Below are 25,676 nucleotides of genomic sequence, written 5' to 3'. Positions count from 1 at the left end.
GCCGGACATATCTCGACGCACCCCCGGTCGTGCACCGCACCCTCGAATTCGGGGGTGCAGTGCACGATCGGGGGTGCAGCGCGTCGTCGGGGCTGCACTGCGTGCGGCGCCGGCGCCGGCGCCGCGGCGCCAGCTGCGTCCGCACCCCTCGAACCCGCGGGCACCCTCGCGCGCGCCGAAGGGTGTGCGTGGGTCCGCGGGGTGCGGGCAGCGCGAGCTCCGTGCTCGAGACGACGACGCGCACCGACCCCGGATCACGCCCGCACGCGGCGCTGATCGCCGAGCCCCGCGTCGCCCGCTGAACCGGCAGCCCCTGAGCTGCCAGCATCGCTCGGGCTCGGACACCGCCGAGTGGGCGCGACACCGGCAGACGAGCAGGTGTTCCGTTGACTCGGCGGCGTCAGAGGCTGTGGGCGGCAGGGGCGGTCGGCGGCAGGGACATGACCTCCGAGAACGACGGACGCCCCGCCGCCGGGTCGGCAGCGGGGCGTCCGAGAGACGCTCAGGGACTAGTACGAACCGGCCCCCGAGGAGGCGGCGGCCGAGTCGGCGAGGAGCGCCCGCGACCCCGAGACGCCCAGGCGCGTGGCACCGGCGGCGACGTACTCCTGCGCGTCGGCGAGGGTGCGCACGCCGCCCGAGGCCTTGACGCCGAGGCGCCCGCCGACGGTCTCGGCCATCAGCCGGACCGCGTGCTCGGACGCACCGCCGGCCGGGTGGAACCCGGTCGAGGTCTTGACGAAGTCGGCGCCGGCCGACTCGGCGGCCTTGCAGGCACCGACGATCGCGTCGTCGCTCAGCGCGGCCGACTCGATGATGACCTTGAGCACGGTCGGGGCCGGCACGGCCTGGCGGACGGCGGCGATGTCCTCCTCGAGGGAGGCGTAGTCGCCGGCGACCGCGGCGCCGACGTCGATGACCATGTCGACCTCGTCGGCCCCGGCACGCACGGCCTCGGCCGCCTCGGCGGCCTTGACCGCGGAGGTGTGCTTGCCGCTGGGGAACCCGGCGACGACGGCGACCTTGAGGTCGGCGCCCTCGGGCAGCACGAGGGGCAGCATCGACGGCGAGACGCAGACCGAGTACGTGCCGAGCTCGACGGCCTCGGCGATCAGGGCGTCGACGTCGGCGCGGGTCGCCTCGGGCTTGAGCAGGGTGTGGTCGATGAGGCGCGCCGCGTCGGCGCTGGTGAGGGTCGTCTCGGTCATGAGACCAGGGTACGGCGGTCAGCCGCACCGTCCTGCGCCGCGTCGCCGTCGGCCCCGCCGTCACGCACCTCGACGACCGAGGCCGTCGGGTGCTGGGAGAGGAACCGGTCGGCCGTGCGGAGCGACATCGCCATCTGCAGCAGGGCGGGGTTCGCCACGACGGCGCTGGGGAACGTCGAGTTGTCGCAGACCCACAGGTTGGCCACGTCGAAGCTGCGGCCGTCGGGGTCGACCACGGCGTCGGCCGCGTCGTCGCCCATGCGGCAGGTGCCGAGGGTGTGCGCCGTCCGGGCCAGGACCCGGATGTCGGTGCCGCCCGCGGCCTCGACGATCGACGTCATCGTGCGGATGGCGTGCTCGTCGATGGCCTGCTCGTTCGGGCCCGCCGTGAACGAGATGCGCGCCTTGGGCACGCCGACCTCATCCAGCTCGTCGGAGAGCACGAGGCGGTTGTCGTCGCTCGGCAGGCACTCGGCGTTGATGCCGATGCCCGACAGGTGGCGGTAGCCCCCGATGACGTCGGCCAGCTCGTCGCCCCAGAGCCCGCCGCCGCGCACCAGCGTCGTGGCCAGCGTGAGCGGCGGGACGCCGAGGCTCTGGATGAGGTAGCCCCCGACGAAGTCGGCATCGGCAGGCGCCCGTAGGTCTTCGGTGATGATTGACGACGGGTAGCCGCGGTGCCCGCGCATCTCGCCCTCGAAGGTGCCCCAGACCTGGGTCGCGCCGTGGGCCATGAAGTTGCGACCGACCTGGCCGCTGCTGTTCGCGAGGCCGGTGTGCAGCAGCAGCCGCGGGGTCTCGACGCCGCCGGCACAGAGGAACAGGGCGGCGGTTCGCTGCCGGTGCTCGACGCCGTCGTGCACGTAGACGACGGCCGTGACCTCGCCGCTGTCGTCGGTGTCGATCCCCGTCACCGTCGAGTCGGGCCGGATCTCGGCGCCGTGGGCGACCGCGCTCGGCAGGTACGTGACGTCCATGCTGACCTTGGCGCCGTTTCGGCAGCCCTGGTGGCAGCTGCCGCAGCTGACGCAGGCGTGCCGGAGGCCGGCGTGCTCCTGGTGGTGGTCGTGCGTGATGAGCGCCTCGGGGGCGTCGGCGGTGCGGATGCCGACGGCGTCACAGCCGCGCACCATCATGTCGGCCGCCGCGTTCCGCCCCGCGGGCGGGTAGGCGTAGTGCCGCGAGGGATCCCACGGGTAGTCGCTCGGCCCCGAGACGCCGACGAATGCCTCGACCTGCTCGATGTAGCGCGTGACCTCGGCGGAGTCGACGGGCCAGTCGACGCCCTTGCCCGTGACGGTCTTCAGGTGCAGGTCGCGCTCGTCGGGCCGGGGCACGAAGGCGCCCCAGTGCAGGGTCGAGCCGCCGACGCCACGGCCCGAGTTGTTCGGGCCGAACGCGTTCGGGTCGTCGCCGTCGCTGAGGCGCTCGTCCATCCAGTTGATGGCCGTGCCCGCGTCCTCGTCGTTCGTGTACAGCTCGGGGTCGAAGTTCGGCCCTGCCTCGATCGCGACGACGCGCAGGCCGGCCGCCGCCAGCTTCGCCAGCAGGGGCGCGCCTCCCGCGCCGGTGCCCACGACGACGGCGTCGACGACCTCGTCGTGCCCGTAGGTGGTCATGTCGTCGAGCTTCATCGTGCTGCCTCCATGGTCGGTTCCCACGCTTCTCGGGCATCGGCGGCCAGCAGCTGGAAGCCCTGGAACCGCGGCCCGTCGCCGCCGTTCGCGTAGCCGTCGTAGCCGATGCGCGACATCGTCGCCGGGTGCGACAGCCACGTGCGGACGAGGTCGACCCGGCAGTCCTCGAACCAGAGCGTCAGCTGCTCGGCCGTGAAGTCGTCGGCGCGGGGCTCGTGCTCGCCGGCGACGACCGCCGTGACGAGGGCGTCCTGATCGGCCCGCGGCAGGTCGCCGAAGCCGGCCAGCTCGTCGAGCCCGCGGCGGTAGGCCTCGGGGTCGGGCGGCAGGGCGGCGTTGCGCCAGCCGTCGCCACGACCGGAGCCGACCTGGGCGTCGACGCGGGCGGCCAGGTCGATCGCCTGGCGAGGCTCGGGCGCGCGCTGCGGGACGACGCGGTCGCTCAGCTCACGCAGGGTGCGCAGCTGCACCTCGTCGAGCACGACGGGGGCGTAGCGGGGGTCGTCCGCCAGGACGCGCCGCGCGTGCAGCGCTCGGGTCTGCGTGCTGACACGGGAGGAGGCGAGGGTGCGGACCACGTCGACGGGCACGACCGGGCCGGTGCCGGCCTCGTCGCGCCAGAAGTCGCGGATCGCGGCGGCGACCTCGTCGGGACGCTCGAGGGGCAGCAGGTGCCCCGCACCCTCGAGCACGTGCACCTGGGCCCGCGGGTAGACGCGGCCGTTGAGCTCACGCTGCGCCGCCTCGCCGAGGTCGCCGTCGCTGCCGCCCGCGAGGATCACGGCGGGCACGTCGAGCACGCCGACCGCCTCGGACCAGTCTTCACGGCTGCCGCGGTCGAACCAGGCCGTCCAGGCCTCGGCGGAGGCGCGCTGGACGTCGCCGACGGCGGTCGCGTCGGACGTCGGGTCGAGCGGCGCACCCACGTTCGCGTCGACGAACGCACGAGCCGAGGCGGCGTCGAGCGCCCCGCCGTCGGCCATCGCGCGCTTCTCGGCGCGGTCGTCGTCGCTCATCGGCTCGGGCGTCGGCGGCGAGGCCGCGAGCAGCACGACGCCGCTGAGGCCGAAGAGCCCGTGCTCGCCGGCGAGGGCCCGGGAGGCCACGACGGAGGCGATCTTGCCGCCCATGCTGTGGCCGACCAGCAGCCAGCGGCCGGGCGCGTGGCGCCGGACCTTGCGGACGACGAGCGCGGCCATGTCGTCGACGGAGACGCCGGAGGCGGCGCTCGCGTCGCCGAAGCCGGGCAGGTCGAGCGCGACCACGTCGGCCGTGTCGGCGAGCCGGGCGGCGACGCCGTCGAACTCGCGCGCGCTCATGCCCAGGGCGTGCAGGAAGAAGATGGTCGGACGGGACGCGTCGACGGGTGTGTTCACGGTTGCTCCTCGAGGGCCTCGGCGCGGTGCCCCCGGACGGCGGGGCCACGACGAACGCTACGAGGCACCGCCGACACTACGAACGCGCGGCTGACGGACCTCCCAGACAGCCGCCTCCCGCCGGGGTACGTCGGGCCGGGCGAGCGCGAGCGCGCGCACGCGGCGCCGGGTCGCTCAGATAGCGGCCGGCAACGCCGCCAGCCGTCGCTCGAGCTCGTCGACCGTGCCGAGCCGCCGCTCCGGCGACACGTCCCGCAGGCGCCCGACGAGCCGGCGCGCCGCCGCGACCACGGCGGGCTGGTCGGAGCCGTACGTCTCGACGCCCGCCACGACCGAGTCGACGAGCGACTCGACCGACGGCAGCCCGACGACGACGCGGAGCGCCCCGTCGGCGTCGCGGTGCCCGGTCACGCGGTCGCGTCCGCGCCACACGGGCACGAGGACCGCCGTCGACATGTCGAGCGCGCTGACCGCCGTGTAGGGGTCGTTGGTGCCGGAGGCCAGGCCGCGCACGGCGATCTCCACGAGCTGCTGCAGCGCGTAGTCGACGTCCTGGTGCGGGGTCCGCGACGAGCCGAGCGTCACGCAGGCGCGGATCGCCGTCGCCGTGGCGGACGACGCGGTCGTCGTCGTGCCCACGAGCTCGTCGCCGACGATGACCCAGCTGCCGGGCATCGCGCACACGACCACGACCGTGTCGGCGTCGGCCGCCACGCGGACGAGCCGAGGCCAGTCGACGGCCTGGACGTAGCCGTCCCGGTCGGTGCGCACCGCGGCCGTCGTGCGGGGCGCCTCCTGTGGGTCGGTCGTGACGCGGACGCCGGGCGAGGCCGGGTAGGCGAGGTCGGCCGCCGCGCGCAGGTCGCCGAGCACCTGCTGCTGCAGCGACGTGATCTGCACCGACGTCGCGATGTGGTGGATGAAGAAGACGAGCACGCCGACGTCGACCACGCCGAGCAGCACGGCTCCGTGCACGGCGAGCAGCGGCACGAACGCGTCGGCGCCGTCGACCTCGGTGTGCACCGAGCGCATCACGACGATCGCGTAGAGGAACGTCGAGGTGAAGGCCGAGAGCACGAGCTGGTTGGCGCGGTCGGCCATGAAGTTGCGGACGAGCCTCGGCCCGTAGGTCGACGACGTCGTCGCGAGCACCGAGATGGTGATCGAGAACGAGGTGCCCGCCACCGTCAGCATCGACGAGCCGATGATCGAGAGCAGCGACCGTCCGCCGCTCGCGCTCAGCGCATCGAGGAACGGCAGGCCGACCGTGCCGCCGCCGATCAGGCCGCGGTCGACGGCGACGAGCAGCTCGGCCGCCGCGATCGCGACGACGCCGAGCAGCGCCGGGAAGAACCAGAACGACTCCCGCGCGCGGAGCAGGACGGCCCTCACGGCCGGGCCTCGAGGGCGGAGGAGGCGCGGACGCGGCAGAGGAGCATGCCCCACACTGTGCCCGGTCGTGCCCTCGACGGCCCGGCCCAGGTCGGGCACGCAGACGAGGAGGCGCGGCGCGGCAGGGTGCCGCACCGCGCCTCCGCGACGCTGGTGGGGCCGTGGCCCGGGGGACGGGTCAGGCCCGGTGGGCGCCGTCCCCGTGGTGCCGGGTCGACGTCTCGGCATCGACGGGCGCCTCGGCCGCGACGTGCGACACGGCCTCCGACGAACCAGAGCCGGAGCCGGACCCAGAGCCCGAGCCCGCACCCGCACCGCCGTCAGCACCCGCAGCCGGGTGCGACCGCTCGAGCGACGCGCCCTCCACGTCGACGTCGGGCAGGATGCGGTCGAGCCACTTCGGGATCCACCACGCGGCGTCGCCGAGCAGGTGCATCACCGCGGGGATCAGCAGCAGGCGGACGACGAACGCGTCGACGAGCACGCCGAGGGCGAGCCCCAGCCCGATCGACTGGATCATCACGGAGTTCGAGAAGACGAAGCCCGAGAAGACCGCGGCCATGATGAGCGCCGCCGCGATGACCACGGTCCGCCCGGCGTGGACGCCGCGCTGGACGGCGAGGCGTGCCGGCGATCCGTGGGCGTACGACTCGCGCATGCCGCTGACGAGGAACAGCTGGTAGTCCATCGCGAGCCCGAAGAGCACCCCGACCATGAGGATCGGCAGGAAGCTCAGGATCGGGCCGGGGTCGTGCACCCCGAACACCGGGCCCAGCCAGCCCCACTGGAACACCGCGGTCACGCCGCCGAACGCGGCGAACAGCGACAGGACGAACCCGAGCGTCGCCGTCACCGGCACGAGGATCGACCGGAACACGAAGATCAGGATGATCAGCGACAGCCCGACGACGACGAGCAGGTACAGCGGCAGGGCCGCGGCGAGCTTCTCACTGACGTCGATGTTGCCGGACGCGTTGCCGGCCACGCCGAGCGACGAGACGCCCTCGACGTCGAGCGAGCGCAGGTCGCGGACCAGCTGCTCGGTCGACTCGGCCGTCGGCCCGCCCTCGGGCACGACCTGGAACGCGAGCAGGGTGTCGTCGTCCGAGGCGCCGATCGGGGCGATCGCGGCGACGTCGTCCTGGGCGGCCAGCTCGGTGCCGACGCGCACCTGCTCGGCGACGAGGTCGTCGTCGGAGACGGCCTGGTCGAGGTCGGCGACGACGAGCAGCGGCCCGTTGACGCCGGCGCCGAACTTGTCCTCGACGATCTTGTACGCCTGGTAGGCGCTCGAGTCGACGGGCTCCGACGACCCGGCCGGGAGGCCGAGGCGCATCGACAGCGCCGGGATGGCGATGATCAGGAGCACGGCGACGCCCGCGATCAGCGTCAGCACGGCACGGCCGGTGCCCATCGGCTTCGACGGCACCTTCACGGCGCCGGTGCGGCCGACCGCGGCACGCGCCTTCTTCGTGAGGATGCGCGGGCCGACCAGGCGAAGCAGCGCCGGGGTCAGCGTGATCGCGATGAGGATGGCGACGAACACGCAGACCGCGCCGACGGTGCCCATCAGGCCGAGGAAGGGGATCCCCGTCAGGTTGAGGGCGAGCAGGGCGATGAGCACGGTCGAGCCGGCGAACACGACGGCGTTGCCGGACGTGCCGTTGGCCAGCCCGATCGACTCGTCGAGCGGCACGCCGGCCTTCAGCTGCGTGCGGTGCCGGTTCAGGATGAACAGCGAGTAGTCGATGCCGACCGCGAGGCCGAGCATCACGCCCAGCACGGGCGTGACCGAGAGCATCTCGACGGCGCCCGAGAGCGACAGCGAGGCGAGCACGCCGACGCCGACGCCGACCAGGGCGTTGAGCAGGGGCAGGCCAGCGCCGATCAGGGTGCCGAGCATGACGAACAGGACGATCGCGGCGATGATCACGCCGCCGACCTCGCCCGGGCCGAGGATCTCGGGGATCGTCGCGGCGATGTCGTTCGAGACCTCGACGTCGACGCCGGCGATGTCGGCGTCCTCCAGGTGCGAGACGACCGCCTCCTTCGCCTCGGAGGGCACCAGGTTGAGGGCCTTGTCGAACTGGACGGTGGCGACGGCCGTGGTGCCGTCCTCCGACACCTGGCGGATGCCGGACGAGAGGTCGAGCAGCGAGGCGCCGTCCTCGAGGGTCGTCTCCTGCGTCTCGAGCTCGGAGAGGCTCGAGTCGAGGGTGGACTGCTGCGTGTCGATCTGCTGCTGACCGGTCGTGATCTGGGCCTGCTGCGCGTCGAGCTGCGCCTGGGCGGCGGCGAGCTGGCCGGCGGCCTCGGCCTGCGCCCGTGCGGCGTCGATCTGCTGCTGGCCCGCGGTCAGCTGCGCCTGGGCGGCGTCGATCTGCGCCTGGCCCGACTCGATCTGGGTGCGGCCGTCGGCGATCTGCTGACGACCGGCGTCGATCTTCGCCTGCTGGTCGGCGAGCTGTGCCTGCGTGGCGAACGGGTCGACCGTGCCCTTGACGTCGTCGAGGTCGGTCATGCCGCCGAGCAGCGAGACGATGTCGGCCTGCTGGTCGGCGCTGAAGGCGCTGTCGTCGCTGGTCGTGAACACGACCGAGCCCGTGCCGCCGCTCGCCTGCGGGAACTTGTCGGCGAGCTGGTCCGACACCTCCTGCGTCTTCGTGCCGGGGATGCTCACGGCGGTGGTGAGCGTGCCGCCGAAGAGGGCGAACGAGCCGCCGGCGAGGCCGAGCACGACGATCCAGGCGGCGATCACCACCCAGGCGCGTCGGGCCGACAGCCGGCCGAGTCGGTAGAGCAGGGATGCCATGGGCGGTCGTCCTCCTGGTGGTGCGGTGGGCCGGTGGTCGGTCCGTGGGGTGGTGGAGCCTCGCGTCGCGTCGTCGGGAAGGAGGTGGGGGTCGGGCAGGTCAGGCAGGAGGCGCGTAGCCGCTGCGCACGGTCGCGATCAGCCGGTCGAACAACTCGGCCCAGACCTCACGGGAAGCGTCGTCGAGCGAGCCGTCCGTGCGCCTGACCCAGTGCACCGCGATGACCGCGATGCCGTGCATGACCGAGCTGACGAGCAGCTCGACGTCGAGCTCGTCGACGTCGATGCTGCGGCGGGCCGCGTCGGCCGAGAGCTGCTCGGTCGCGCGCGAGAAGACGTCCTGCATGACGTTCGGCGCCCCGTTGCCCTCAGCGTCTCCGTCGAGCACGCGCCACAGGTAGGCGATGACGGCGGGCAGGTCGATGCCGCGGAGGGCGAGCGCGACCTCGTCGAACAAGGAGGCGCGGGTGCCGGCGACGGCAGGCGTCGCGACGGCCGCGGTGGCCGACTGGAACTCGTCGACGGCGTCGGTGATCGCCACGGTGCCGAGCGTCATCACGACCTCGTCGAGGCTCGCGAAGTGGTTGAAGATCGTGCGGCGCGACACGTCGGCACGGTCGGCGAGCTCGTCGACGCTGAAGCGCGGGGCGCCGCGCTCGGCGATCAGCGCGTCGGCCGCGTCGAGGATCGCCTGACGGTGCCGCGCCTTGAGGGCGGCGCGTCGGTCGAGGGCGGGAGCGGTCGTGGGCACCTGCCTACACTAAGTGCAGCGACGCACTCGGTGCACGGCGCCCAGGTGGGGAATCGCTGGGAAGTTCGGCCGGGCCCCTCAGCGGCCGAGGGCCCGCGCGAGGTACGGGGCCGTGCGGCTCGCTCGCGACGCGGCGACCTCGCCCGGCGTGCCCGTCGCGACGACCTGCCCGCCCGCGTCTCCCCCGCCGGGGCCGAGGTCGATCACGTGGTCGGCGGCCGCGACGACGTCCATCGCGTGCTCGACCACGACGACCGTGCTGCCTGCGTCGACCAGCCGCTGCAGCTGCGCGACGAGCAGCTCGACGTCCGCGGGGTGCAGGCCGGTCGTCGGCTCGTCGAGCAGGTACAGGGTGTGGCCGCCGCGCATCCGCTGCAGCTCGGTCGCGAGCTTGATCCGCTGGGCCTCGCCGCCCGACAGCTCGGGGGCCGGCTGCCCCAGCCGCAGGTAGCCGAGGCCGACCTGCCGCAGCGTCGAGAGCGCGCGGGAGGCGGCCGGCACGTCGCCGAGGAACCCCTCGGCCTCGTCGACGGTCATCCCGAGCACGTCGGCGATCGTCGCGCCGTGCCAGGTCACCTCGAGCGTCTCGGCGGTGTACCGCGCGCCGTGGCACTCGGGGCAGGGCGCCCAGCTGCCCGGCAGGAACAGCAGCTCGACCGTGACCGAGCCCTCGCCCTGGCAGACCTCGCAGCGGCCGCCGACCACGTTGAACGAGAACCGTCCGGCTCCCCAGCCGCGGGCCCTCGCCTCGTCGGTGGCCGCGAAGGAGGCGCGGACCGCGTCGAAGAGGCCGGTGTACGTCGCGAGGTTCGACCGCGGGGTGCGGCCGATCGGCGCCTGGTCGACCTGCACCACGCGGTCGACGAGCGGGTGCTCGGTCGCGCGCTCGGCGAGGACGCCGCCGACGAGGCTCGACTTGCCCGAGCCGGACACGCCCGTGACGGCGGTGAGGACCCCGAGCGGCACGTCGACGTCGAGGGCACGGAGGTTGTGCCGGGCGACGTCGCGCAGCTCGAGCCACGCGGCGGGGACGCGCGGGGCACGGGAGGCGGGCGCGTCCTGGGCGGTCTCGCGCGCCTCCTCGGGCTTCTCCTCGTGCCCCGGGGCCGACGTCGCGACCGCCGCGCGACGCGGCGTGAGGAACCGGCGGGTGACCGACGCCTCGACGTCGGCGAGGCCGTCGACGGGGCCGCTGTAGAGCACCTCGCCTCCCCCGGTGCCGGCGCCCGGCCCGACGTCGACGACCCAGTCGGCGCGACGGACGATCTCCATGTCGTGCTCGACGACGAACACGCTGTTGCCCCCGGCGCGGAGGGCCTCGAGCACCTCGACCAGCGACTCGGCGTCGGCCGGGTGCAGGCCCGCGCTCGGCTCGTCGAGCACGTAGACGACGCCGAAGAGCCCCGAGCGCAGCTGCGTCGCGATCCGCAGCCGCTGCATCTCGCCCGGCGAGAGCGTCGGCGTCGCGCGGTCGAGGCTGAGGTAGCCGAGCCCGAGGCCGGTGAGCACCTCGACCCGTGACAGCAGGTCGCGCGCGATGGTGACGGCCACCTCGGTGCCCTCGCCCGAGGAGGCCCGCGAGGTCGCCGCGGTCGCGTGCGCCAGCGAGGCGGTCGGCCGCAGCACCTCGGCGACCTCGGACAGGGGCAGCCCGTTCAGCTCAGCGATCGTGCGGCCGGCGAAGGTCACGGCGAGCGCCGCCCGCGTCAGTCCGGTGCCGCCGCAGAGCGAGCACGGGCCCGACTCGACGAACTGCAGCACCTTGGCGCGCTGCGTCTCGCTCTGCGAGTCGGCGAGGGTGTGCAGCACGAAGGCCCGGGCGCTCCAGAACCGGCCCTTGTACGGCTTCGCCACTCGGTCGCGCTGCGGGACGACCTCGACGACGGGCTGCTCCTCGGTGAAGAGGAGCCAGTCGCGGTCGGCCTTCGGCAGCTCGCGCCACGGGCGGTCGATGTCGTGGCCGAGCACGGCGGTGACGTCGCGCAGGTTCTTGCCCTGCCAGGCGCCGGGCCAGGCGGCGATGGCGCCCTCGCGGATGCTGAGCGAGTCGTCGTGCACCGCCGACGCCTCGGTCACCTCGTGGGCGATGCCGAGCCCGTGGCAGCGCGGGCAGGCGCCCGCGACGGTGTTCGGCGAGAAGGAGTCGGACTCGAGCCGCTCGGCGCCTTCGGGGTAGCTGCCCGCGCGCGACCAGAGCATGCGGGTCGAGTTCGAGAGGGTGGTGAGGGTGCCGACGGTCGACCGCGAGCTGGGCGCGCCGCGACGCTGCTGCAGGGCGACGGCGGGCGGCAGGCCGGTGATCGACGCGACGTGCGGGGTGCTGCCCTGGGCGATGAGGCGGCGGGCGTAGGGCGCGACCGACTCCAGGAACCGGCGCTGCGCCTCCGCGAAGATCGTGCCGAACGCGAGCGACGACTTGCCCGAGCCGGAGACGCCGGTGAACGCGACGATGCGGTCGCGGGGCACGTCGACGTCGACGTCGCGCAGGTTGTTCTCGCGGGCGCCGCGGACGCGGACGAAGCCGTCGGCGGGCGCGGCCGCCGGTGCGGCCACGGGTGCGTCGGCGGGTGCGTCCGCGGTCGCGTCGGCGGGTGTCGAGGAGGCGCGCGAGCGTGAGGAGGGCATCCGGGCGATGGTAGGCGGTGCTGCGGCAGCGGGTCCGGGCCGGCGGGTCGCCGAGACCGACAGCTCGCTGCGAGAGGCGCAGACGACCTTGTCCGTCCGCCCCGGCGTGGCTACCGTGGAGGCACGGCACCGGGGGGTGCCGGACGCGAGGCAGCGCTGCTGCTCACCGACTCGCGAGCACGACGCGATCAGGGAGACGGACCATGTCGACGACGACGAAGACAGGCAGCGGAGGCGGCACCGGCGCCGCCGGCAGCGGCAGCAGCAGCGCAGGCGGCGCGACCGGCGGCCGACCGGACCGGTTCGCGACGACCGCCGGCCGCCTCCTCCGCGCCCCTGCCTCGGCCGCGCGGTACGCGAGGCTCCGCGCCAGGGCGACGTCGACGCCGCGTCCGAGCGACGTGCCCTTCGGCGCCGGCGCCGGCGTCGACCCCGACCGGGTGCTCGTCGTCGGAGCAGGGCCGGCCGTCGGCTGGGGCACCAGCTCGCACGACCTCGCCCTGCCGGGACGCGTCTCCCGTCGGCTGGCTCGCCGCACGGGCCGCGGCTCCCACGTGGCCTCCCTCGCGGAGCCGACCCACCGCCTCCCCGCGATCCGTGAGGCCCTGGACGACCTGTTCCTCGAGAACTGGGACGTGGTCGTCGTCACGCTCGGAGCTGCCGACGCCGTGACGCTCCGCTCGCCGCGCGCCTGGGGCCGCGAGCTCGACGCGCTCGTGACCTCGCTCCTGGCCAGGCTCCGGCCGTGCGCGCGGGTGGTCGTGGTCTCGGCCCCCCTGTCGGACGCCCTCTCGACGTTCGGGCTGCACCCGTCGCCCGCCGCCGACCGGCACGCTCGGGTGCTCCGCGACGTCGCCGATCGCGTCTGCGCCGATCACGCGCGCGTCACGCACCTCGCGCTGCCTGCCGTCCCTGCGGGGCACGACGGGTCGGCCGCATCTGCCGCGCCGCACAGGATCGGGGCCCAGGAGGCGCCCGGCGGCGTCGACGACCCCACCGGCCGTCTCTACGAGCAGTGGGCCGACGCGCTCAGCGAGCACGTGGCGCCGTTGCTGCACGCCCAGCGCGCCCGGACCGACTCGCCGCAGCGGGCGCGGAACCGGCCCCAGCCCGCGCGGGTCAGGCTCGACGCGATCAGCTCCTCGGGGCTCGTCCAGGCCGAGCCGACGGCGGCCCTGCACGACATCACCGACCGGGCCAGGGAGGCGTTCTCGACCGACGGGGCCGCCTTCGACCTGGTGCTCGACGACCACCAGTGGGCCGTGGTCAGCACGCTCGGGTCGGCCACGGCCATGCCCCTCAGCGAGTCGTTCTGCGTCACGACGATCCGCTCGGAGGAGCCGTTCGTCGTGTCGGACGCCTGGCAGGAGGGGCTCGACCTGCCCCGCAACGACATCCGCTTCTACGCGGGCTGGCCCGTCCACACGGCCGACGGCACGCGGATCGGGGCTCTGTGCGTCTTCGATCCGCAGCCCCGCGACGTGTCGGACCTCCAGGTCGAGCTGCTCCGCGGCTTCGCGCTCGACATCGAGCGCGAGCTGTTCCGCCGAGCGGCCGCCTGAGACTTCGTCACGTCCACGTAGACTGACGCCGTGCTCCGTCGCCTCGCTCCCCTCGCCGCCGTCGTGCTCTCCGCCGCCCTCCTCGCGGGGTGCTCCACCGCCGACGACGAGCCCGACCGTCCGTCTCCGAGCTCCACCCGGTCGGCCACCGCGCCCGCGCCGACACCGACGCTGAGCGCCGCCCCCGCCGTCCCCTCGACGTCGACCGTCGCGAGCGTCACGGGCCGGTCGGTCGAGGTGCACGACGCCCCCGACGGCGCCGTGACGACCACCCTGGACAACCCGCAGGCGTCCGGGGCACCGCTCGTGCTGCTCGTGCTCGGCCAGGAGGGCGACTGGGTGAACGTCTCCGTCGCGCAGCGTCCGAACGGGAGCAGCGGCTGGGTGCCGGCCTCCGCCGTGACCCTGACCACCACCTCCTACGCCCTGGTCGCCTCGACGACGAGCAACACGCTCGTGCTCTACGACGCCGGCGTCGAGAAGAAGTCGTTCCCGGTCGCGACCGGCACCGGCGGCACGCCGACGCCGACCGGGTCGTTCTACCTGACCGAGCTGCTCGCCCCGACGAACCAGGGCTACGGGCCGTTCGCCTACGGGCTCTCCGCGTTCTCGGACGCCCTGAACTCGTTCGGCGGAGGCCCCGGGCAGATCGGCCTGCACGGCACGGACGACGAGGCCAGCATCGGCCAGGCCGCCAGCCACGGCTGCATCCGCCTCTCGAACGCCGACATCAGCGAGCTCGCCGCGATGCTCCCGCTCGGCACGCCGATCACGATCACGTAGCAGGCCCGGCCGCGCGCGCGCTCGGCGCCGGGCCCGGGCTCCTCCTCGGCGTGGGGCCCGCAAATGCCGACCGTTCGCGCCGCACGGGCCCTGCAACACCCGGATATCCACGTATTGCGGCGCCCACGGTCGGCATCTGCGCCGCGCGAGCCCGCCATGGCCGACCGACCGGCCCGCCTCAGAGGACGATCAGCACCACCACGACCGCAGCCGCGACGACGACCTCCAGCACGACGTCCGCCACGATCCGCCGACGCGACCGGTCGGGCCGCAGCCACGGCAGAGCCGGCCAGCGCAGCACCGCGCCCACCACGCCGGCCGCGACGAGCAGCACCGGCAGCAGCCAGAGCGCCACGGGGACCGAGCTCCAGGGCAGCAGCTGGTGCAGCACCACCAGGACCACCACCGAGTTCAGCGCGGCGATCAGCAGGTCGACGCGGCTGCGGGTGCGCCGCGCCTCCTTCGCGGTCCAGACCGAGAACGCGAAGGCCCCCGGCACGAACAGGGCGAGCACGCCGACGACGACGGCCGAGATCCAGGTCACTTCTCCTCCTCCAGCAGCTCGAAGGCGAGGTCGTCGAGGCTGACGGCCGAGCTGCTCAGCACGACCACCGCACGGTCGGAGTCACGGTCGAAGCCGACGAAGCTCGCGTAGCCGCCCGTCATCCCGTTGTGCCAGGTCGAGGTGCCGTCGCCGTCGTGCGGCGTCGTCATCCACGCCCAGCCGATCTCTGCGCCCCCGCCGCCCGCCTCGACGAGAGGCTCGGTCGCGATCACTCCCGGGGCCCGGTCGTCGCGCTGCGCCATCGTGTAGGCGACCATGTCGTCGAGGGTCGAGCGGACGCTGCCGGCGGGGCCGAAGGCCCGCATCGTCCAGGCGTCCGCGTGCCGCCCGCTCGACGTGAAGCCGGTGGGCGCGTCCGCGCGGAGCCCGTCCGGGTCGCCCGGCGCGTACGTGTCGGCCAGGCCGAGCGGCTCGGCGACGCGCTCGGCGACGAGCTGCTCCCAGGGCGTGTCGGCCGCCGCGGCCAGCGCCTGCCCGAGCAGAGCCATCCCGAAGTTGGAGTAGCCGTACGGCTTCTCGTCGTCGACCTCGGCCCGCGAGGCCTGCCCGACGAGCGCGGCGACGTCGTCGGTGTACGGGTCGGCACCCGAGAAGTTCGAGAGAAGCACCCGCCCCGTGAACGGCAGGTCGGCGGGGAGCCGCGGCAGGCCGCTGTGCTGCGTCGCCAGCTCCTCGAGGGTGATCGAGGAGGCGTCGCCCGTCACCCCGAGGAGCTCGCCGAGCGTGCTCTCGCGCTGCACCTCGCCGCGCTGCTGGGCGACCGCGTACAAGGAGGCGGTGACCGTCTTCGTCACCGACCCGATCTCGAACTCGTCGGCCCCCGGCCCCGTGGCCGTGCCGAACTCGGCACGGGTGACCTCGTCGCCGTCGACGACCGCGACGGCGAGCCGGTCGAAGGCGCCGGCGGGCAGCTCGTCGCGGACCCGCTGGATCAGCGCCTCGTCGCCGGTCGCCTCGGTCGAGAGCGACGGCGGGCGCGGGATCGCGGCGGCGCCGAGGCCGAGCGTGACGACGCCCGCGACCACGGCGGCGACGACGCGGCGCCCGCCACGGCCGCCACGGCCCGTGCTGCCGACGGTGCCGCCGGTGGTGCCGCCGGTGCGACGCTCGGCCCCGCTCACGAGGTCCTCCCCGCGGCGCCGAGCACGACGAGCAACGGCACGACCCGCTCGGGCGGCACGGCGTAGCGCCCCCGCCCCACGGCCACGAGCCACCCCGTCGCGACCAGCTGCCCCAGGTGGTGGTACAGCTGCCCGGTCGACCCGAGGCCTCCCTCGGCCGAGATCTGCGCGACCGTGTCCGCACCTCCCACGACCGCCTGCAGCAGGCCGAGCCGTGTGGCGTTGCCGAGCGCGGCGAGCGACGGAGCGACCTGCGCCCAGTCGGCGGAGAGCAGCCCGTCGGTCGTCAGCGTGATCTGCCAGTCGACGGGGCCCGCGGGCACCGCGACGGAGCCCGCGAAGACGATGCCTCCCGGCGGGTCGAGGCGCTGCTTGACGCCGTCGAGCGCCCAGAACACGTCGGCCGAGGAGCCCGCGGCAGCAGGAGCCGAGGAGGCGCCCGCCGCCTCGCCGGCACCGGCGCCGGCACCGGCCGCCTGCTCGAGCACGTCGAGGCGCGCGAGGGCTCCGGCCAGGGTCTCGCGCAGCTCGTCGAGCTCGGCGCGGAGAGGATCGGTAGGGATCATCACTCCACCATAACCAGAATTACGGAGGAAGTCAGCAGATGTGGAGGCTAGGGCGTCCTGCAGCGGAAGGACCCGGCGGTCACCGGCCGACGACGAACGTCTCGACCGCCGCGACCGCCGCGCCACGCGCCCACCGCGTGAACCCGGTCGCCTGCAGGTCGACCGTCACGGGCTCCGCGTCCGCAGCCCGACGAGCCCGCATCGCCGTGTCGACGACGTCGCGGCCCGCCAGGGCCAGCCCGATCCCGTCGCCCGTGACGACGATCGCGCGCGGCCAGGCCAGGTCGGCGACGAGCGCGAGCAGCGCACCCAGCGCCTCCGCCGCCTCCTCGACGACGGCCGTCGCCCCGGCCTCCCCGGACGAGTGCGCGGCCAGCAGGTCGTCGAGCGAGACGTCGCCGCCCCGCCCGAGGGCCCCGGCGGCCCGGTCGAGCACGGCCGGCAGGGCCAGCACCGAGGAGGCGCACCCCCGGTGGCCCTCGTCGCACACGCCGTCGCCGATGCCGAGCGGCACGTGGGCGATCGGGCTCCGTGCGCTCGACGGCAGCTCGAGGATCTCCCTGCCGACGACGAGCGCGTAGCCGAGGCCGGCGCCGATCGTGACCAGCGCGAAGCGGTCGAGGTCGCGCGCGGCCCCGAGCCAGCGCTCGGCGCGGACGAGCGAGACGACGTCGTTGTCGACGACGACGGGCAGGTCGATGCGCTGCCGGAGGGCGGCGCCGAGGTCGACGTCGACCCAGCCGAGCAGCGGCGCGACCGAGACGCGGCCGTCGGCGTCGAGCTGTCCGCCGACGCTCACCCCGACCCCGTGGACGGCCCGGTCCGGGCACAGGGCGAGCAGTCGGCGCACGAGATCGGCGACCGCGGCGACGACGACGCCCGGATCCGTCGAGGGGAGCTCGACGGACGCGTCGTGCAGCACCTCGGCGCGCAGGCCGGCGACCACGCCCCAGACCCGCCCCGTGGTGATCTTGACGCCGACGACGACGTCGCGGTCGACGACCAGGTCGAGCGGGGTCACCGGGCGGCCGAGGCCGGGGCCCAGCACCGGGCCGAGCTCGGACACCACCCCGGCGTCGAGCAGGGGCCGGACCGCGCGCGTCACCGAGCCCGGCGTGAGCCCGAGCGCGAGGCCCAGCCCGCCGCGGGTCAGCGGGCCGTGCAGCAGCAGCTCGACGACCACCTGGTGACCGGTGCCCCGCCGCGGCAGGAGGGAGGCGGGCGTCGCGGCAGGACCCGTCCCGGTCTCGTCTCCCACGGTGCCTCCTCCGACGATCAGCAGTGTAGTGACGGCCCACCTGCTTGACCGATCAGATCGTTGCGCACTACAAATAAGCGTCGAGGTCGACCCCCTCGGCCGCACGCGACCCCGCCCGAGGAGCACGATGACGACGCCGTCCGACCCCACGACCACCCCCGCGACCGGAGGGTCGACCGCTGCCGCGGTCCCCTCGGTAGTCCACCTGACCTCCGGCGGCGTGAGCGTCGTGCTCGACCTCGGCGCGGGCCGCCTGCCCGTCGTCGCCTGGTGGGGCGCCGCACTGGGCGACCTGTCGGCGGACGAGCTCGACGCCGTCGTCCGCGGCGGTCTCGCCGGCGTCGTGCCGAACGAGCTCGACGAGCCCGAGGTCGTCGAGCTGCTGCCGCTCGCCTCGGGCGGCTGGCGGGGCCAGCCCGGCATCGAGGGGCACAGCGCGGGGACGGCGTGGACGCCGCTCTTCCGGGCTGAGGCCACCACGCTCGAGGGCCGCGTCCTCACCGTGCACGGCGTCGACGAGCAGTCGGGCCTCGCGGTCGACGTCGTCGTCGAGCTGCTCGGGTCCGGGCTGCTGCGCAGCCGTGCCGCGGTCACCCGCACCTCCGGCGACGAGTTCGTCGTCGACTCGCTGCAGATCGCCCTGCCCGTGCCCCGGCGCGCCCAGGAGGTGCTCGACCTCGCCGGCCGGTGGGGCCGCGAGCGCGCCCCGCAGCGGCTGCCGTTCGTCGTGGGCGCGCACCTGCGCGACTCGCGGCGCGGGCGGACCGGGGCCGACGCCTCCCTGGTGCTGGCCGCCGGCACGCCCGGCTTCGGCTTCTCGTCCGGCGAGGTGTGGACGCTGCACGTCGCGTGGAGCGGCGACCACCGCGAGTACGCCGAGCGCATGGCGAGCGGCACGAGCGTGATCGGCGGCGGCGAGCTGCTCCTGCCCGGCGAGGTGCGGCTCGCGGCCGGCGAGACGTACCAGGGGCCGTGGGTCTACGCCTCCTGGGGGCGAGGCCTCGACGCCGCCGCGGCACGGTTCCACGAGCACCTCCGGTCGCGCCCCGGGCACCCCTCGTCGCCGCGGCCCGTCGTCCTCAACACCTGGGAGGCCGTGTACTTCGACCACGACCTCGACCGGCTCGTCGAGCTCGCCCGCGCGGCCGCCGAGGTCGGCGCCGAGCGGTTCGTGCTCGACGACGGCTGGTTCCGCGGGCGACGCGACGACACGGCCGGCCTCGGCGACTGGTTCGTCGACGAGACGGTCTGGCCCGACGGCCTCGAGCCGCTGATCGGCGCCGTCCGCGAGCTCGGCCTCGACTTCGGCATCTGGGTCGAGCCCGAGATGGTCAACCCCGACAGCGACCTGGCCCGCGCGCACCCCGAGTGGATGCTCGCGCCGGCCGGCCGGCTCCCCATGACCGGGCGCAGCCAGCAGGTGCTCGACCTCGGGCACCCCGAGGCGTACGCGTACCTGCTCGAGCGGCTCACCGACCTGCTCGGCTCGCACGACGTGGCGTACGTCAAGTGGGACCACAACCGCGACCTGCTCGAGGCCGGCCACTCCCCCACCGGCACGCCGGGCGTGCACGAGCAGACCCTCGCGCTCTACCGCCTGCTCGACGAGCTGCGCGGGCGGTTCCCGGCCGTCGAGATCGAGTCGTGCTCGTCCGGCGGCGCCCGAGCCGACCTCGGTGTGCTCGAGCGCACCGACCGGGTCTGGGCCAGCGACAACATCGACCCGCTCGAGCGCCAGCAGATCCAGCGCTGGACCTCGCAGCTGCTGCCCGGCGAGATCGTCGGCTCGCACGTCGGCTCGCCGCACTCGCACTCGACGGGCCGCACGCACACCCTCGCGTTCCGCGCGGGCACCGCGCTGTTCGGCCACTTCGGCATCGAGTGGGACGTCTCCCGCGCCTCCGCCGACGAGCGCGCCGAGCTCGCCCGCTGGGTCGACCTCTACAAGGAGGTGCGTCCGCTCGTGCACACCGGTCGCGTCGTGCGCGCCGACCACGTCGACGAGTCGTCGCTCCTGCACGGCGTCGTGTCGCAGGACGGGTCGGACGCCCTCTTCGCCTTCGTCCAGCTGACGACGCCGCTCACCTCGGCGACGGGGTCCGTGCCGCTGCCGGGGCTCGACCCGGCACGCCGGTACCGCGTCGAGCTGCAGGCGCCCGGCGACGTGCCGCGCACGCGGTCCGACTCGCCGCCGCCGTGGATCGTGGACGGGGGCGTCGTGCTGTCGGGCGGCGTGCTCGCCGAGCAGGGGCTGCAGCTGCCCGCGCTGCACCCCGAGCAGCTGCTGCTGCTGCGCGCGACCGCCCTGTAGGAGGCGCGGGCCGGCCCCGACCCGCCCCTCGCGAGTCGTAGGCGAGAAGGGACGACATGGACGTGGGCGCCCGTCCATGTCGTCCCTTTTCCCCCATGAAGCGAGCGAGTCCCTCGGAAGGCGATCACCGCCTCCTGGGTGTGGCCCCTCGGGACACGGCGTACGCTCGCGCCCATGACCAACGACGATCACACCACTCGCCCCTCCGAGGCGAAGCACGAGACCGACGACCCCACCACCTCGACCGCGACCAGCGAGGAGACCGTGGAGGAGATGCAGTCGACGCCCGTGTCGGACTCCCCCGCGATCGACGACGACATCGACAAGGACGCCGTCAAGACCCTGCCCGGCTCGGGCGGGCCCGACGACGTCGGCACGATCGACGTCGACCCCGCGGACCTGAACCTCTCGGGCGACTCGATCCCCGGGCACCCGAAGCCGGGCCCGCCCAAGCAGTAGTCCGCTGCAGGCGCGGACCTCGGGCCCAGGCCTCAGGCGCCGACGCCGTCCCGGAGGAGTCGGACGACGCCGTCGATCGACTCCTCCGTCAGCTCCCGCCGCGTCACGATGTGGTAGCTGAGCAGACCCACCAACGCCTCGACCGCCGTCGCGATCGGGGCGTCCGCACGTACCTGGCCTGCCTCCGCCGCGCGGTCGAACCGGGACTCGAGGGCCACCCTCGTCACCGTCGTGAGCTGCTCGTCGTAGCGAGCCGCCACCTCGTCGTCCTCTGCCGTGGCCGCCGACGTCGCCCTCAGCAGGGCGGCCGTCGACGGCGTCGCGAGCGCCCGGCCGAAGTCGCGCAGCCACCCGGCGACGTCGGCCCAGACGTCGTCGCTGTCGGTCTCGGGGCTCGGCACGGCGAGGCCGGGCATCAGGTGCCCCTCGAGGACGCCCTCGGCCACGAGCGCCGCCTTCGACGACCACCAGCGGTAGATCGTCTGCTTGCCGACGCCGGCCGCCGCCGCGACCCGGTCGAGCGAGAGCTTGTCGTATCCTCGCTCGGCGAGCTCGTCGCGGGCCGCCAGCAGGATCGCGAGGCGCGCCTCCTCGCTGCGAGCCCGGCCGGGTCGTGTCGTGGTCATGGCTCCAGCTTGGCCGATCGCCGCTACTGCACCGACCAGCCGCCGTCGCTCGCGAGGATCGCGCCGTTGATGTTGACCGCGTCGTCGCTGAGCAGGAACGTGATCGACGCCGCCAGCTCCTCGGCGGTCGCGACGCTCGGGATCGCCGCCTGGAACGGCCGCAGCCGGGCCGACCCGACCTCGGACACGGCCGCGGGGAACGGGATGCCCGTCGCGACGCCGCCGGGCGCCACCGCGTTGACCCGGATGCCCTGGCCCGCGTACATGAAGGCGGCCGACTTCGTCAGGCCGACCACGCCGTGCTTCGACACCGTGTAGGCGTTGCCCGAGGCGTTGCCGCGCAGCCCCGCCTCGGAGGCGACGTTGACGACCGAGCCGCGGCCCGCCTCCTGCATGAGCGGCAGCACCGCCCGCGAGAGCTTGAACGCGCCGGTGAGGTTGACGGCGATGACCTTGTCCCACATCGCGTCGCTCGTCTCGTGCAGCGGCGAGAAGTCGTCGTTGATGCCCGCGATGTTCGCGAGGGCGTCGATGCGCCCGTCGGCGGCGGCGACGATGCGGTCGACGTCGTCCTGCGCCGTGATGTCGCCGACGACCGTGACGAGGGGGACGTCGATGCCGGGCAGGTCGGCGACGAGCGCCTCCAGCTTGTCGGCGAACAGGTCGACGGCGACGACGCGGCCGCCCTCGCGGGCCACGCGGGAGGCGGTCGCCCGGCCGATCCCGGAGGCCGCGCCGGTCACGACCACGGTCTTGCCCGTGAACCGGCCCGGCGTGGCCTTCTCGCGCCAGGGGCCGGTGTCGTCGTCGCCCGCCGCCTCCTCGGGGACCACGCCGCCGTTGGCCCGGAGCACGAGGTCGTCGACGAGGGCCTGCGGCAGCTGGCCCTGGCTCAGCGCGACGAGCTGCTGCAGCGGCAGGCCGCGGACGGGAGCGAGCGACGACTCGTCGAACGCGCCTCCCTGCCCGAGCACCTCACGGACGAGGGCGCCGCCCTCGGGGTGGTCGAGCCAGTCGCCGATGGAGGTGGAGCCGGTCAGCGGGCGGTCGTTCGTGGTCATGGTGTCTCGCTTCCTCGCGTGTAACGAGACTGATCGTCTCGTTTTGAGGAGCGTAAGGGCGGAGGCTGAGCGTCAGCCGCGCGACGGGTCAGCCGCGCGAGCTGTCGCAATTCAGGACCCGAGCCTTCCGCTTTCCTGATCCGTGCACGATTCAGGACTGCGCCTCCCCCCGCCGCACGGCGCAGGACTGATCTTCCTGAATGAGGAGACGACCAGGGGCGTCAGCCGCGCGAGTACCGGACGACGACGCCGGGCGACCACGTCGTGAGGTCAGGCTCGCGGTCGACGAGGCCGGGCAGGCCGGCCGCCGCGAGCAGCTCGTCGTCGAGGCGGGTCACCGTCGCGGTCCGCAGGGGCCAGGGCTCGTGGGCCCTCCGCCACCAGCGCGTCGAGCCGAAGGAGGGGGCGTGCACGCCCCAGCGCTCCGTCAGGAACTCGAGGGCCGGGTCGGGCGCGACCGCCTCGTCGCCCGGGGCGACGCGCACGAGGCTGCCCGCACCTCCTCGGTGCCGCTGCGTGCGGTGCGCGACGTCGTCCGGCCGCACGCGGGACCCGGCCCGGGCCCAGACGTAGGGCAGGCCGATCGTGCGCGCGGCGAGCACGGCGGGGAGGTGCTGCGTGTCGATCGACCGGTAGGCGACGCCCTGCCTGCCGGCGTCGTCGACCGTCGCCAGCTGCACCACGACCTCGGTCATGGTGCCGAGGCGGCCGAGCCTCGGCAGGGGCGGCACGGTGCTGTCGACGAAGCGGTAGGCGACGAGGCTGGCCCAGGCCGCGCCGTCGTGCTCGTCGGGGCGAGTGCCGGGCGGCACGAGCGGGGCGACGCGGTCGGGCTCGACCCGCCAGTGCAGGCCGACGACCTCGCGCCAGTCGTGCTGCGTGACAGGTCGGTGCGGGAGCGGCGGGGCGGCGGACACGCGTCCGTTCTACGCCCCGCCGCGCGCCACGTGCCGCAGACGGGCGGGTTCGTCGCGGCCGGGCGACCACGACGGCCCGAGACCGACGAACTCGCCCGTGCCCGTGCCTGTGCCCGTGCCGGCGACGACCCTCGGGAGGCGGCGTCAGTACGCCGCGGACTGCCCGCCGTCGATCGGCACGACGGCCGCGTTGACGTAGGAGGCGTCGTCCGAGAGGAGGAACGCGACGACCGACGCGATCTCGGGGGCCTCGCCGTAGCGCTTCGTGGGGTTGGCCTGGATGAACTGCTCGGCCGCACCGCGGGGGTCGTCGGCGCTGATCTGCGTCATGGAGGCCTCGACCATCGGCGTCCAGATGGCACCGGGGGCGATCGCGTTGATGCGGATGCCGAACCGACCGTACTCGACGGCCGAGTTGCGGGTCAGGCCGACGACGCCGTGCTTGGCCGCGGCGTAGCCGGACTGGTTGCCGACGCCGCGGATCCCGCCGACGCTCGCCGTGTTGACGACCATGCCCGAGCCCTGTCGGCGCATCACCGCGAGCACCTTCTCGAGACCGAGGAACACGCCGCGCAGGTTGATCGCCACGACCTTGTCGAACTCGTCGGCCGTGAAGTCCTCGGTGAGGTTCTGGCGGCCCTCGATGCCGGCGTTGTTGAAGAAGCCGTCGATGCGCGAGAAGCGCTCGAGGGTGGCGGTGACGTAGGAGTCGACCTCCGCCTCCTTCGACACGTCGGCGACGACGGTCAGCACCTCGGCGTCGGGCGTGGACGACCGGATCGCCTCGACGCTGTCGGCGAGGCCCTTCTCGCTGACGTCGACGAGGGCGAGGGAGGCGCCCTCCGCGGCCAGGCGGACGGCGGCGGCACGGCCGAGGCCGGAGCCCCCGCCGGTGATGAGGACGACCTTGCCGGCGAAGCGGTCGACGGCGGGCGTGGGGGCAGGTGCGGGCGTGGTGGTCATGGTGCTCTCCTGACTTCGACGATGAAGGGCTCGGAGCTCAGCGGTGCGGCGAGTCCTGACCGCGTGCTCGCGCACGAGATCGGCTCATACGCTACACCTGTCGCTATCAACATCACCTGTCGCCCTGCACGACGGCAGGCGGACGCGTCGTCCCCATGGAGGCGGCGGCCGGCGTCCCCGCAGCTGGCGGGGCGGCGTCCGCGTCAGCGGTGCGGCAGCTCCACGCCGGTGGCCTCGGCGAGCGCGACGAGCAGCTCGTCCTGGAACGCCTCGTCGAGCGCCGCGGCCTCCGGCTGCTGCTGCCGATCGTGGTGCCAGTACGCGCCGCTGACGCCGGAGTCGGCGCCCTCGCCGACGACCAGCCTGTCCTGCGTGCGGTGGCCCAGCTCGAAGTCGTCGGGGGCCGAGGGGCCGCCCATCTTCGTCGCGACCCACCCCGGGTCGACGGAGGCGGTGAACAGGCCCGGCGACCGGCGCGCGACCGCGGCCGAGAGGGCCGTGACGAACAGCTTGCTGTCGGAGTAGCTGCCGGTCGCGCGCCCGCCGGCCCAGTCGATCCCGTCGAGGGAGGCGGTGCCGCTGCGGTGCATCCCGCTGCTGAGGTAGACGTGCCGCGTCGGGTGCTCGAGCAGGGAAGTGAGCAGGTACGGCGCGACCACGTTGACCGGGATCAACGGCGCGCCCGAGTAGACGCCGGCGTTGTGCACGACGCCGTCGAGGGCCGGGCCGTCGTTCAGCTCGGCGACGGCGCGGAGGACGTCGTCGCGCACCCCGAAGTCGGCGACGAGGAGGCGCGCGCCACGCTCGAGGAGGCCGGCCACCGCCTCCCTCCGCTGCTCGCCCCGCACGTGCACGACGACGTCGTGCCCCTGCTCGAGGAGGGCCGCGGCCGAGCCGTGCCCGAGGCCGTCGGAGGAACCGGTGACGAGGAGGTGTGCCATGCGGCCCATCCTGCACCCTGCCCCCGACACCGCCCCCCGCTCGGCTACCGTGGAGCCCGACCCCCAGGAGGCCCCCGTGGACGCACGCCGGCAGCGCATGCTGCGCGCCGCCCTGTCCGCGGGCGTCAGCACCCTCGTCACGGCCGCCGCGCACGCCCTCGGCGGCGGCACGTTCCCTCCCGCGCTGCTGCTCGGCACCGCCGTCGTCGTCAGCGTGCTCGTCTGCTTCGCGCTCGGCGGCCGCCGCGTGACGCTCCCTCGGCTCGTCGTCGCCGTCGCGGCGACCCAGGGCCTGCTGCACGCCGTCTTCACGCTCGCGGGCGGCATGGCCCCGATGACCGACGACCAGGGCGCAGGAGGCGCGGGCGGCACGCACGCCGGCCACCACCTCCCCGGAGCCGCCGTGCTGCCCGAGCTCGCCGCCGGAGCCCACGACGGCAGCATGGTCGGCGCGCACGTCGTGGCCGGACTCGTGACGATCGCGTCGCTCCGCGCGGGGACGTCGGCCGTGCGGCAGCTCGTCCGCGCGCTGGGGCTGGTGCTCGTGCGGCTCGTCGTCCGCGTGACGGCGCTCGTCGTGCCGCACCGGCCGCGCGGCGCCGTGCGCGTCGAGCGTGCCCCGCGACCGCTCGTCACCCTGCTGCTCGCTACCACGCGAGCCCTGCGCGGGCCGCCCGCGCCGGCGACGACCTAGAGCCGCGCACGCCTCCTGACGGCGGGCGCGGCGTCGTGCGTGCCCGAC

At 74.6% G+C, this 25,676-nt stretch carries 21 protein-coding genes; 5 read left to right on the top strand and 16 right to left on the bottom strand.

Annotated features, from left to right (window positions below; translation table 11 throughout):
- Positions 1–509: 509 nt before the first annotated feature.
- From deoC to IFT77_RS14370, 7 genes are all read right to left on the bottom strand, one after another.
- Positions 510–1,208, bottom strand: a complete 699-nt coding sequence (deoC, locus tag IFT77_RS14400) for a deoxyribose-phosphate aldolase (RefSeq protein WP_192170363.1) — start codon at positions 1,206–1,208, stop codon at positions 510–512.
- The gene (locus tag IFT77_RS14395; protein ID WP_192042542.1) at positions 1,205–2,842 is read right to left on the bottom strand and encodes a GMC family oxidoreductase; all 1,638 of its coding nucleotides are present in this window, start codon (positions 2,840–2,842) and stop codon (positions 1,205–1,207) included. The genes deoC and IFT77_RS14395 overlap by 4 nt, the downstream gene beginning before the upstream one ends.
- Complete coding sequence (locus IFT77_RS17575; RefSeq protein WP_192042541.1) at positions 2,839–4,221, bottom strand: alpha/beta hydrolase; 1,383 nt, start codon at positions 4,219–4,221, stop codon at positions 2,839–2,841. The genes IFT77_RS14395 and IFT77_RS17575 overlap by 4 nt, the downstream gene beginning before the upstream one ends.
- Positions 4,222–4,395: 174 nt before the next feature.
- Positions 4,396–5,613 (bottom strand): DUF2254 domain-containing protein, encoded by a 1,218-nt coding sequence (locus IFT77_RS14385; protein WP_192170362.1) that lies wholly within the window; start codon positions 5,611–5,613, stop codon positions 4,396–4,398.
- Between the two features lie 178 nt (positions 5,614–5,791).
- Positions 5,792–8,425 (bottom strand): MMPL family transporter, encoded by a 2,634-nt coding sequence (locus IFT77_RS14380; RefSeq protein WP_192170361.1) that lies wholly within the window; start codon positions 8,423–8,425, stop codon positions 5,792–5,794.
- Between the two features lie 100 nt (positions 8,426–8,525).
- A complete protein-coding gene (locus IFT77_RS14375) occupies positions 8,526–9,176 on the bottom strand; it encodes a TetR/AcrR family transcriptional regulator (protein WP_192170360.1) in 651 nt (216 codons plus the stop codon).
- A gap of 78 nt (positions 9,177–9,254) precedes the next feature.
- Positions 9,255–11,801, bottom strand: a complete 2,547-nt coding sequence (locus IFT77_RS14370; protein ID WP_192170359.1) for an excinuclease ABC subunit UvrA — start codon at positions 11,799–11,801, stop codon at positions 9,255–9,257.
- Between the two features lie 203 nt (positions 11,802–12,004).
- Between IFT77_RS14370 and IFT77_RS14365 the strand changes: the two genes are divergently transcribed.
- Both IFT77_RS14365 and IFT77_RS17570 read left to right on the top strand, forming a co-directional pair.
- Positions 12,005–13,363, top strand: coding sequence for a GDSL-type esterase/lipase family protein (locus IFT77_RS14365; RefSeq protein WP_192170358.1), 1,359 nt, complete (start codon positions 12,005–12,007; stop codon positions 13,361–13,363).
- Between the two features lie 30 nt (positions 13,364–13,393).
- Entirely contained in the window at positions 13,394–14,146 is a 753-nt protein-coding gene (locus tag IFT77_RS17570) for a L,D-transpeptidase family protein (RefSeq protein ID WP_371741076.1), read from the top strand.
- Between the two features lie 178 nt (positions 14,147–14,324).
- On the opposite strand, the gene IFT77_RS14355 is transcribed toward IFT77_RS17570, so the two are convergent.
- From IFT77_RS14355 to IFT77_RS14340, 4 genes are all read right to left on the bottom strand, one after another.
- A complete protein-coding gene (locus IFT77_RS14355) occupies positions 14,325–14,690 on the bottom strand; it encodes a hypothetical protein (protein ID WP_192042535.1) in 366 nt (121 codons plus the stop codon).
- Positions 14,687–15,832 (bottom strand): serine hydrolase domain-containing protein, encoded by a 1,146-nt coding sequence (locus IFT77_RS14350; RefSeq protein ID WP_192170357.1) that lies wholly within the window; start codon positions 15,830–15,832, stop codon positions 14,687–14,689. Before IFT77_RS14350 ends, IFT77_RS14355 begins: the two co-directional genes overlap by 4 nt.
- Positions 15,829–16,398 (bottom strand): helix-turn-helix transcriptional regulator, encoded by a 570-nt coding sequence (locus IFT77_RS14345; protein ID WP_192170356.1) that lies wholly within the window; start codon positions 16,396–16,398, stop codon positions 15,829–15,831. Before IFT77_RS14345 ends, IFT77_RS14350 begins: the two co-directional genes overlap by 4 nt.
- 79 nt (positions 16,399–16,477) lie before the next feature.
- Complete coding sequence (locus IFT77_RS14340) at positions 16,478–17,656, bottom strand: ROK family protein (RefSeq protein WP_192170355.1); 1,179 nt, start codon at positions 17,654–17,656, stop codon at positions 16,478–16,480.
- A 127-nt stretch (positions 17,657–17,783) separates the two neighbouring features.
- Here IFT77_RS14340 and IFT77_RS14335 point away from each other — a divergent pair, with 127 nt between their 5' ends.
- Positions 17,784–19,967 (top strand): alpha-galactosidase, encoded by a 2,184-nt coding sequence (locus tag IFT77_RS14335; RefSeq protein WP_192170354.1) that lies wholly within the window; start codon positions 17,784–17,786, stop codon positions 19,965–19,967.
- 174 nt (positions 19,968–20,141) lie between these two features.
- Entirely contained in the window at positions 20,142–20,426 is a 285-nt protein-coding gene (locus tag IFT77_RS14330; protein WP_192170382.1) for a hypothetical protein, read from the top strand.
- Between the two features lie 32 nt (positions 20,427–20,458).
- Here IFT77_RS14330 and IFT77_RS14325 read toward each other — a convergent pair whose 3' ends face one another.
- The 5 genes from IFT77_RS14325 to IFT77_RS14305 all read right to left on the bottom strand — a co-directional run bounded on the left by IFT77_RS14325 (position 20,459) and on the right by IFT77_RS14305 (position 24,934).
- Positions 20,459–21,052, bottom strand: coding sequence for a TetR/AcrR family transcriptional regulator (locus IFT77_RS14325; RefSeq protein ID WP_192170353.1), 594 nt, complete (start codon positions 21,050–21,052; stop codon positions 20,459–20,461).
- 23 nt (positions 21,053–21,075) lie between these two features.
- The gene (locus IFT77_RS14320; RefSeq protein WP_192170352.1) at positions 21,076–22,113 is read right to left on the bottom strand and encodes an SDR family NAD(P)-dependent oxidoreductase; all 1,038 of its coding nucleotides are present in this window, start codon (positions 22,111–22,113) and stop codon (positions 21,076–21,078) included.
- A gap of 221 nt (positions 22,114–22,334) precedes the next feature.
- Positions 22,335–23,030 carry a DUF2071 domain-containing protein gene (locus tag IFT77_RS14315; RefSeq protein WP_192170351.1) on the bottom strand — a complete coding sequence of 232 codons (696 nt, stop codon included), beginning with the start codon at positions 23,028–23,030 and terminating at the stop codon, positions 22,335–22,337.
- Positions 23,031–23,174: 144 nt separating this feature from the next.
- Entirely contained in the window at positions 23,175–23,993 is an 819-nt protein-coding gene (locus tag IFT77_RS14310) for an SDR family oxidoreductase (RefSeq protein WP_192170350.1), read from the bottom strand.
- Positions 23,994–24,196: 203 nt separating this feature from the next.
- The gene (locus IFT77_RS14305) at positions 24,197–24,934 is read right to left on the bottom strand and encodes an SDR family NAD(P)-dependent oxidoreductase (protein ID WP_192170349.1); all 738 of its coding nucleotides are present in this window, start codon (positions 24,932–24,934) and stop codon (positions 24,197–24,199) included.
- On the opposite strand from IFT77_RS14305, the gene IFT77_RS14300 reads away from it, so the two are divergent.
- The gene (locus IFT77_RS14300) at positions 24,933–25,628 is read left to right on the top strand and encodes a hypothetical protein (RefSeq protein ID WP_244638826.1); all 696 of its coding nucleotides are present in this window, start codon (positions 24,933–24,935) and stop codon (positions 25,626–25,628) included. The genes IFT77_RS14305 and IFT77_RS14300 overlap by 2 nt on opposite strands.
- Positions 25,629–25,676: the final 48 nt, after the last annotated feature.

The organism is Frigoribacterium sp. CFBP 13729, assembly GCF_014841875.1.
In the GTDB taxonomy this organism is placed as follows: Bacteria; Actinomycetota; Actinomycetes; order Actinomycetales; family Microbacteriaceae; genus Frigoribacterium.
The sequence above is the reverse complement of the archived record's forward strand: the minus strand, read 5'-3'. Positions and strand labels throughout refer to the sequence as shown.

Coding starts and splice junctions, on each gene's coding strand:
- IFT77_RS14335 (WP_192170354.1), top strand. CDS start 17,784: ATGACGACGCCGTCCGACCCCACGACCACCCCCGCGACCGGAGGGTCG.
- IFT77_RS14380 (WP_192170361.1), bottom strand. CDS start 8,425: ATGGCATCCCTGCTCTACCGACTCGGCCGGCTGTCGGCCCGACGCGCC.
- IFT77_RS14325 (WP_192170353.1), bottom strand. CDS start 21,052: ATGACCACGACACGACCCGGCCGGGCTCGCAGCGAGGAGGCGCGCCTC.
- IFT77_RS14300 (WP_244638826.1), top strand. CDS start 24,933: ATGCGGCCCATCCTGCACCCTGCCCCCGACACCGCCCCCCGCTCGGCT.
- IFT77_RS14370 (WP_192170359.1), bottom strand. CDS start 11,801: ATGCCCTCCTCACGCTCGCGCGCCTCCTCGACACCCGCCGACGCGACC.
- IFT77_RS14395 (WP_192042542.1), bottom strand. CDS start 2,842: ATGAAGCTCGACGACATGACCACCTACGGGCACGACGAGGTCGTCGAC.
- IFT77_RS14345 (WP_192170356.1), bottom strand. CDS start 16,398: ATGATCCCTACCGATCCTCTCCGCGCCGAGCTCGACGAGCTGCGCGAG.
- IFT77_RS14365 (WP_192170358.1), top strand. CDS start 12,005: ATGTCGACGACGACGAAGACAGGCAGCGGAGGCGGCACCGGCGCCGCC.
- deoC (WP_192170363.1), bottom strand. CDS start 1,208: ATGACCGAGACGACCCTCACCAGCGCCGACGCGGCGCGCCTCATCGAC.
- IFT77_RS14310 (WP_192170350.1), bottom strand. CDS start 23,993: ATGACCACCACGCCCGCACCTGCCCCCACGCCCGCCGTCGACCGCTTC.
- IFT77_RS14305 (WP_192170349.1), bottom strand. CDS start 24,934: ATGGCACACCTCCTCGTCACCGGTTCCTCCGACGGCCTCGGGCACGGC.
- IFT77_RS14320 (WP_192170352.1), bottom strand. CDS start 22,113: ATGACCACGAACGACCGCCCGCTGACCGGCTCCACCTCCATCGGCGAC.
- IFT77_RS14330 (WP_192170382.1), top strand. CDS start 20,142: ATGACCAACGACGATCACACCACTCGCCCCTCCGAGGCGAAGCACGAG.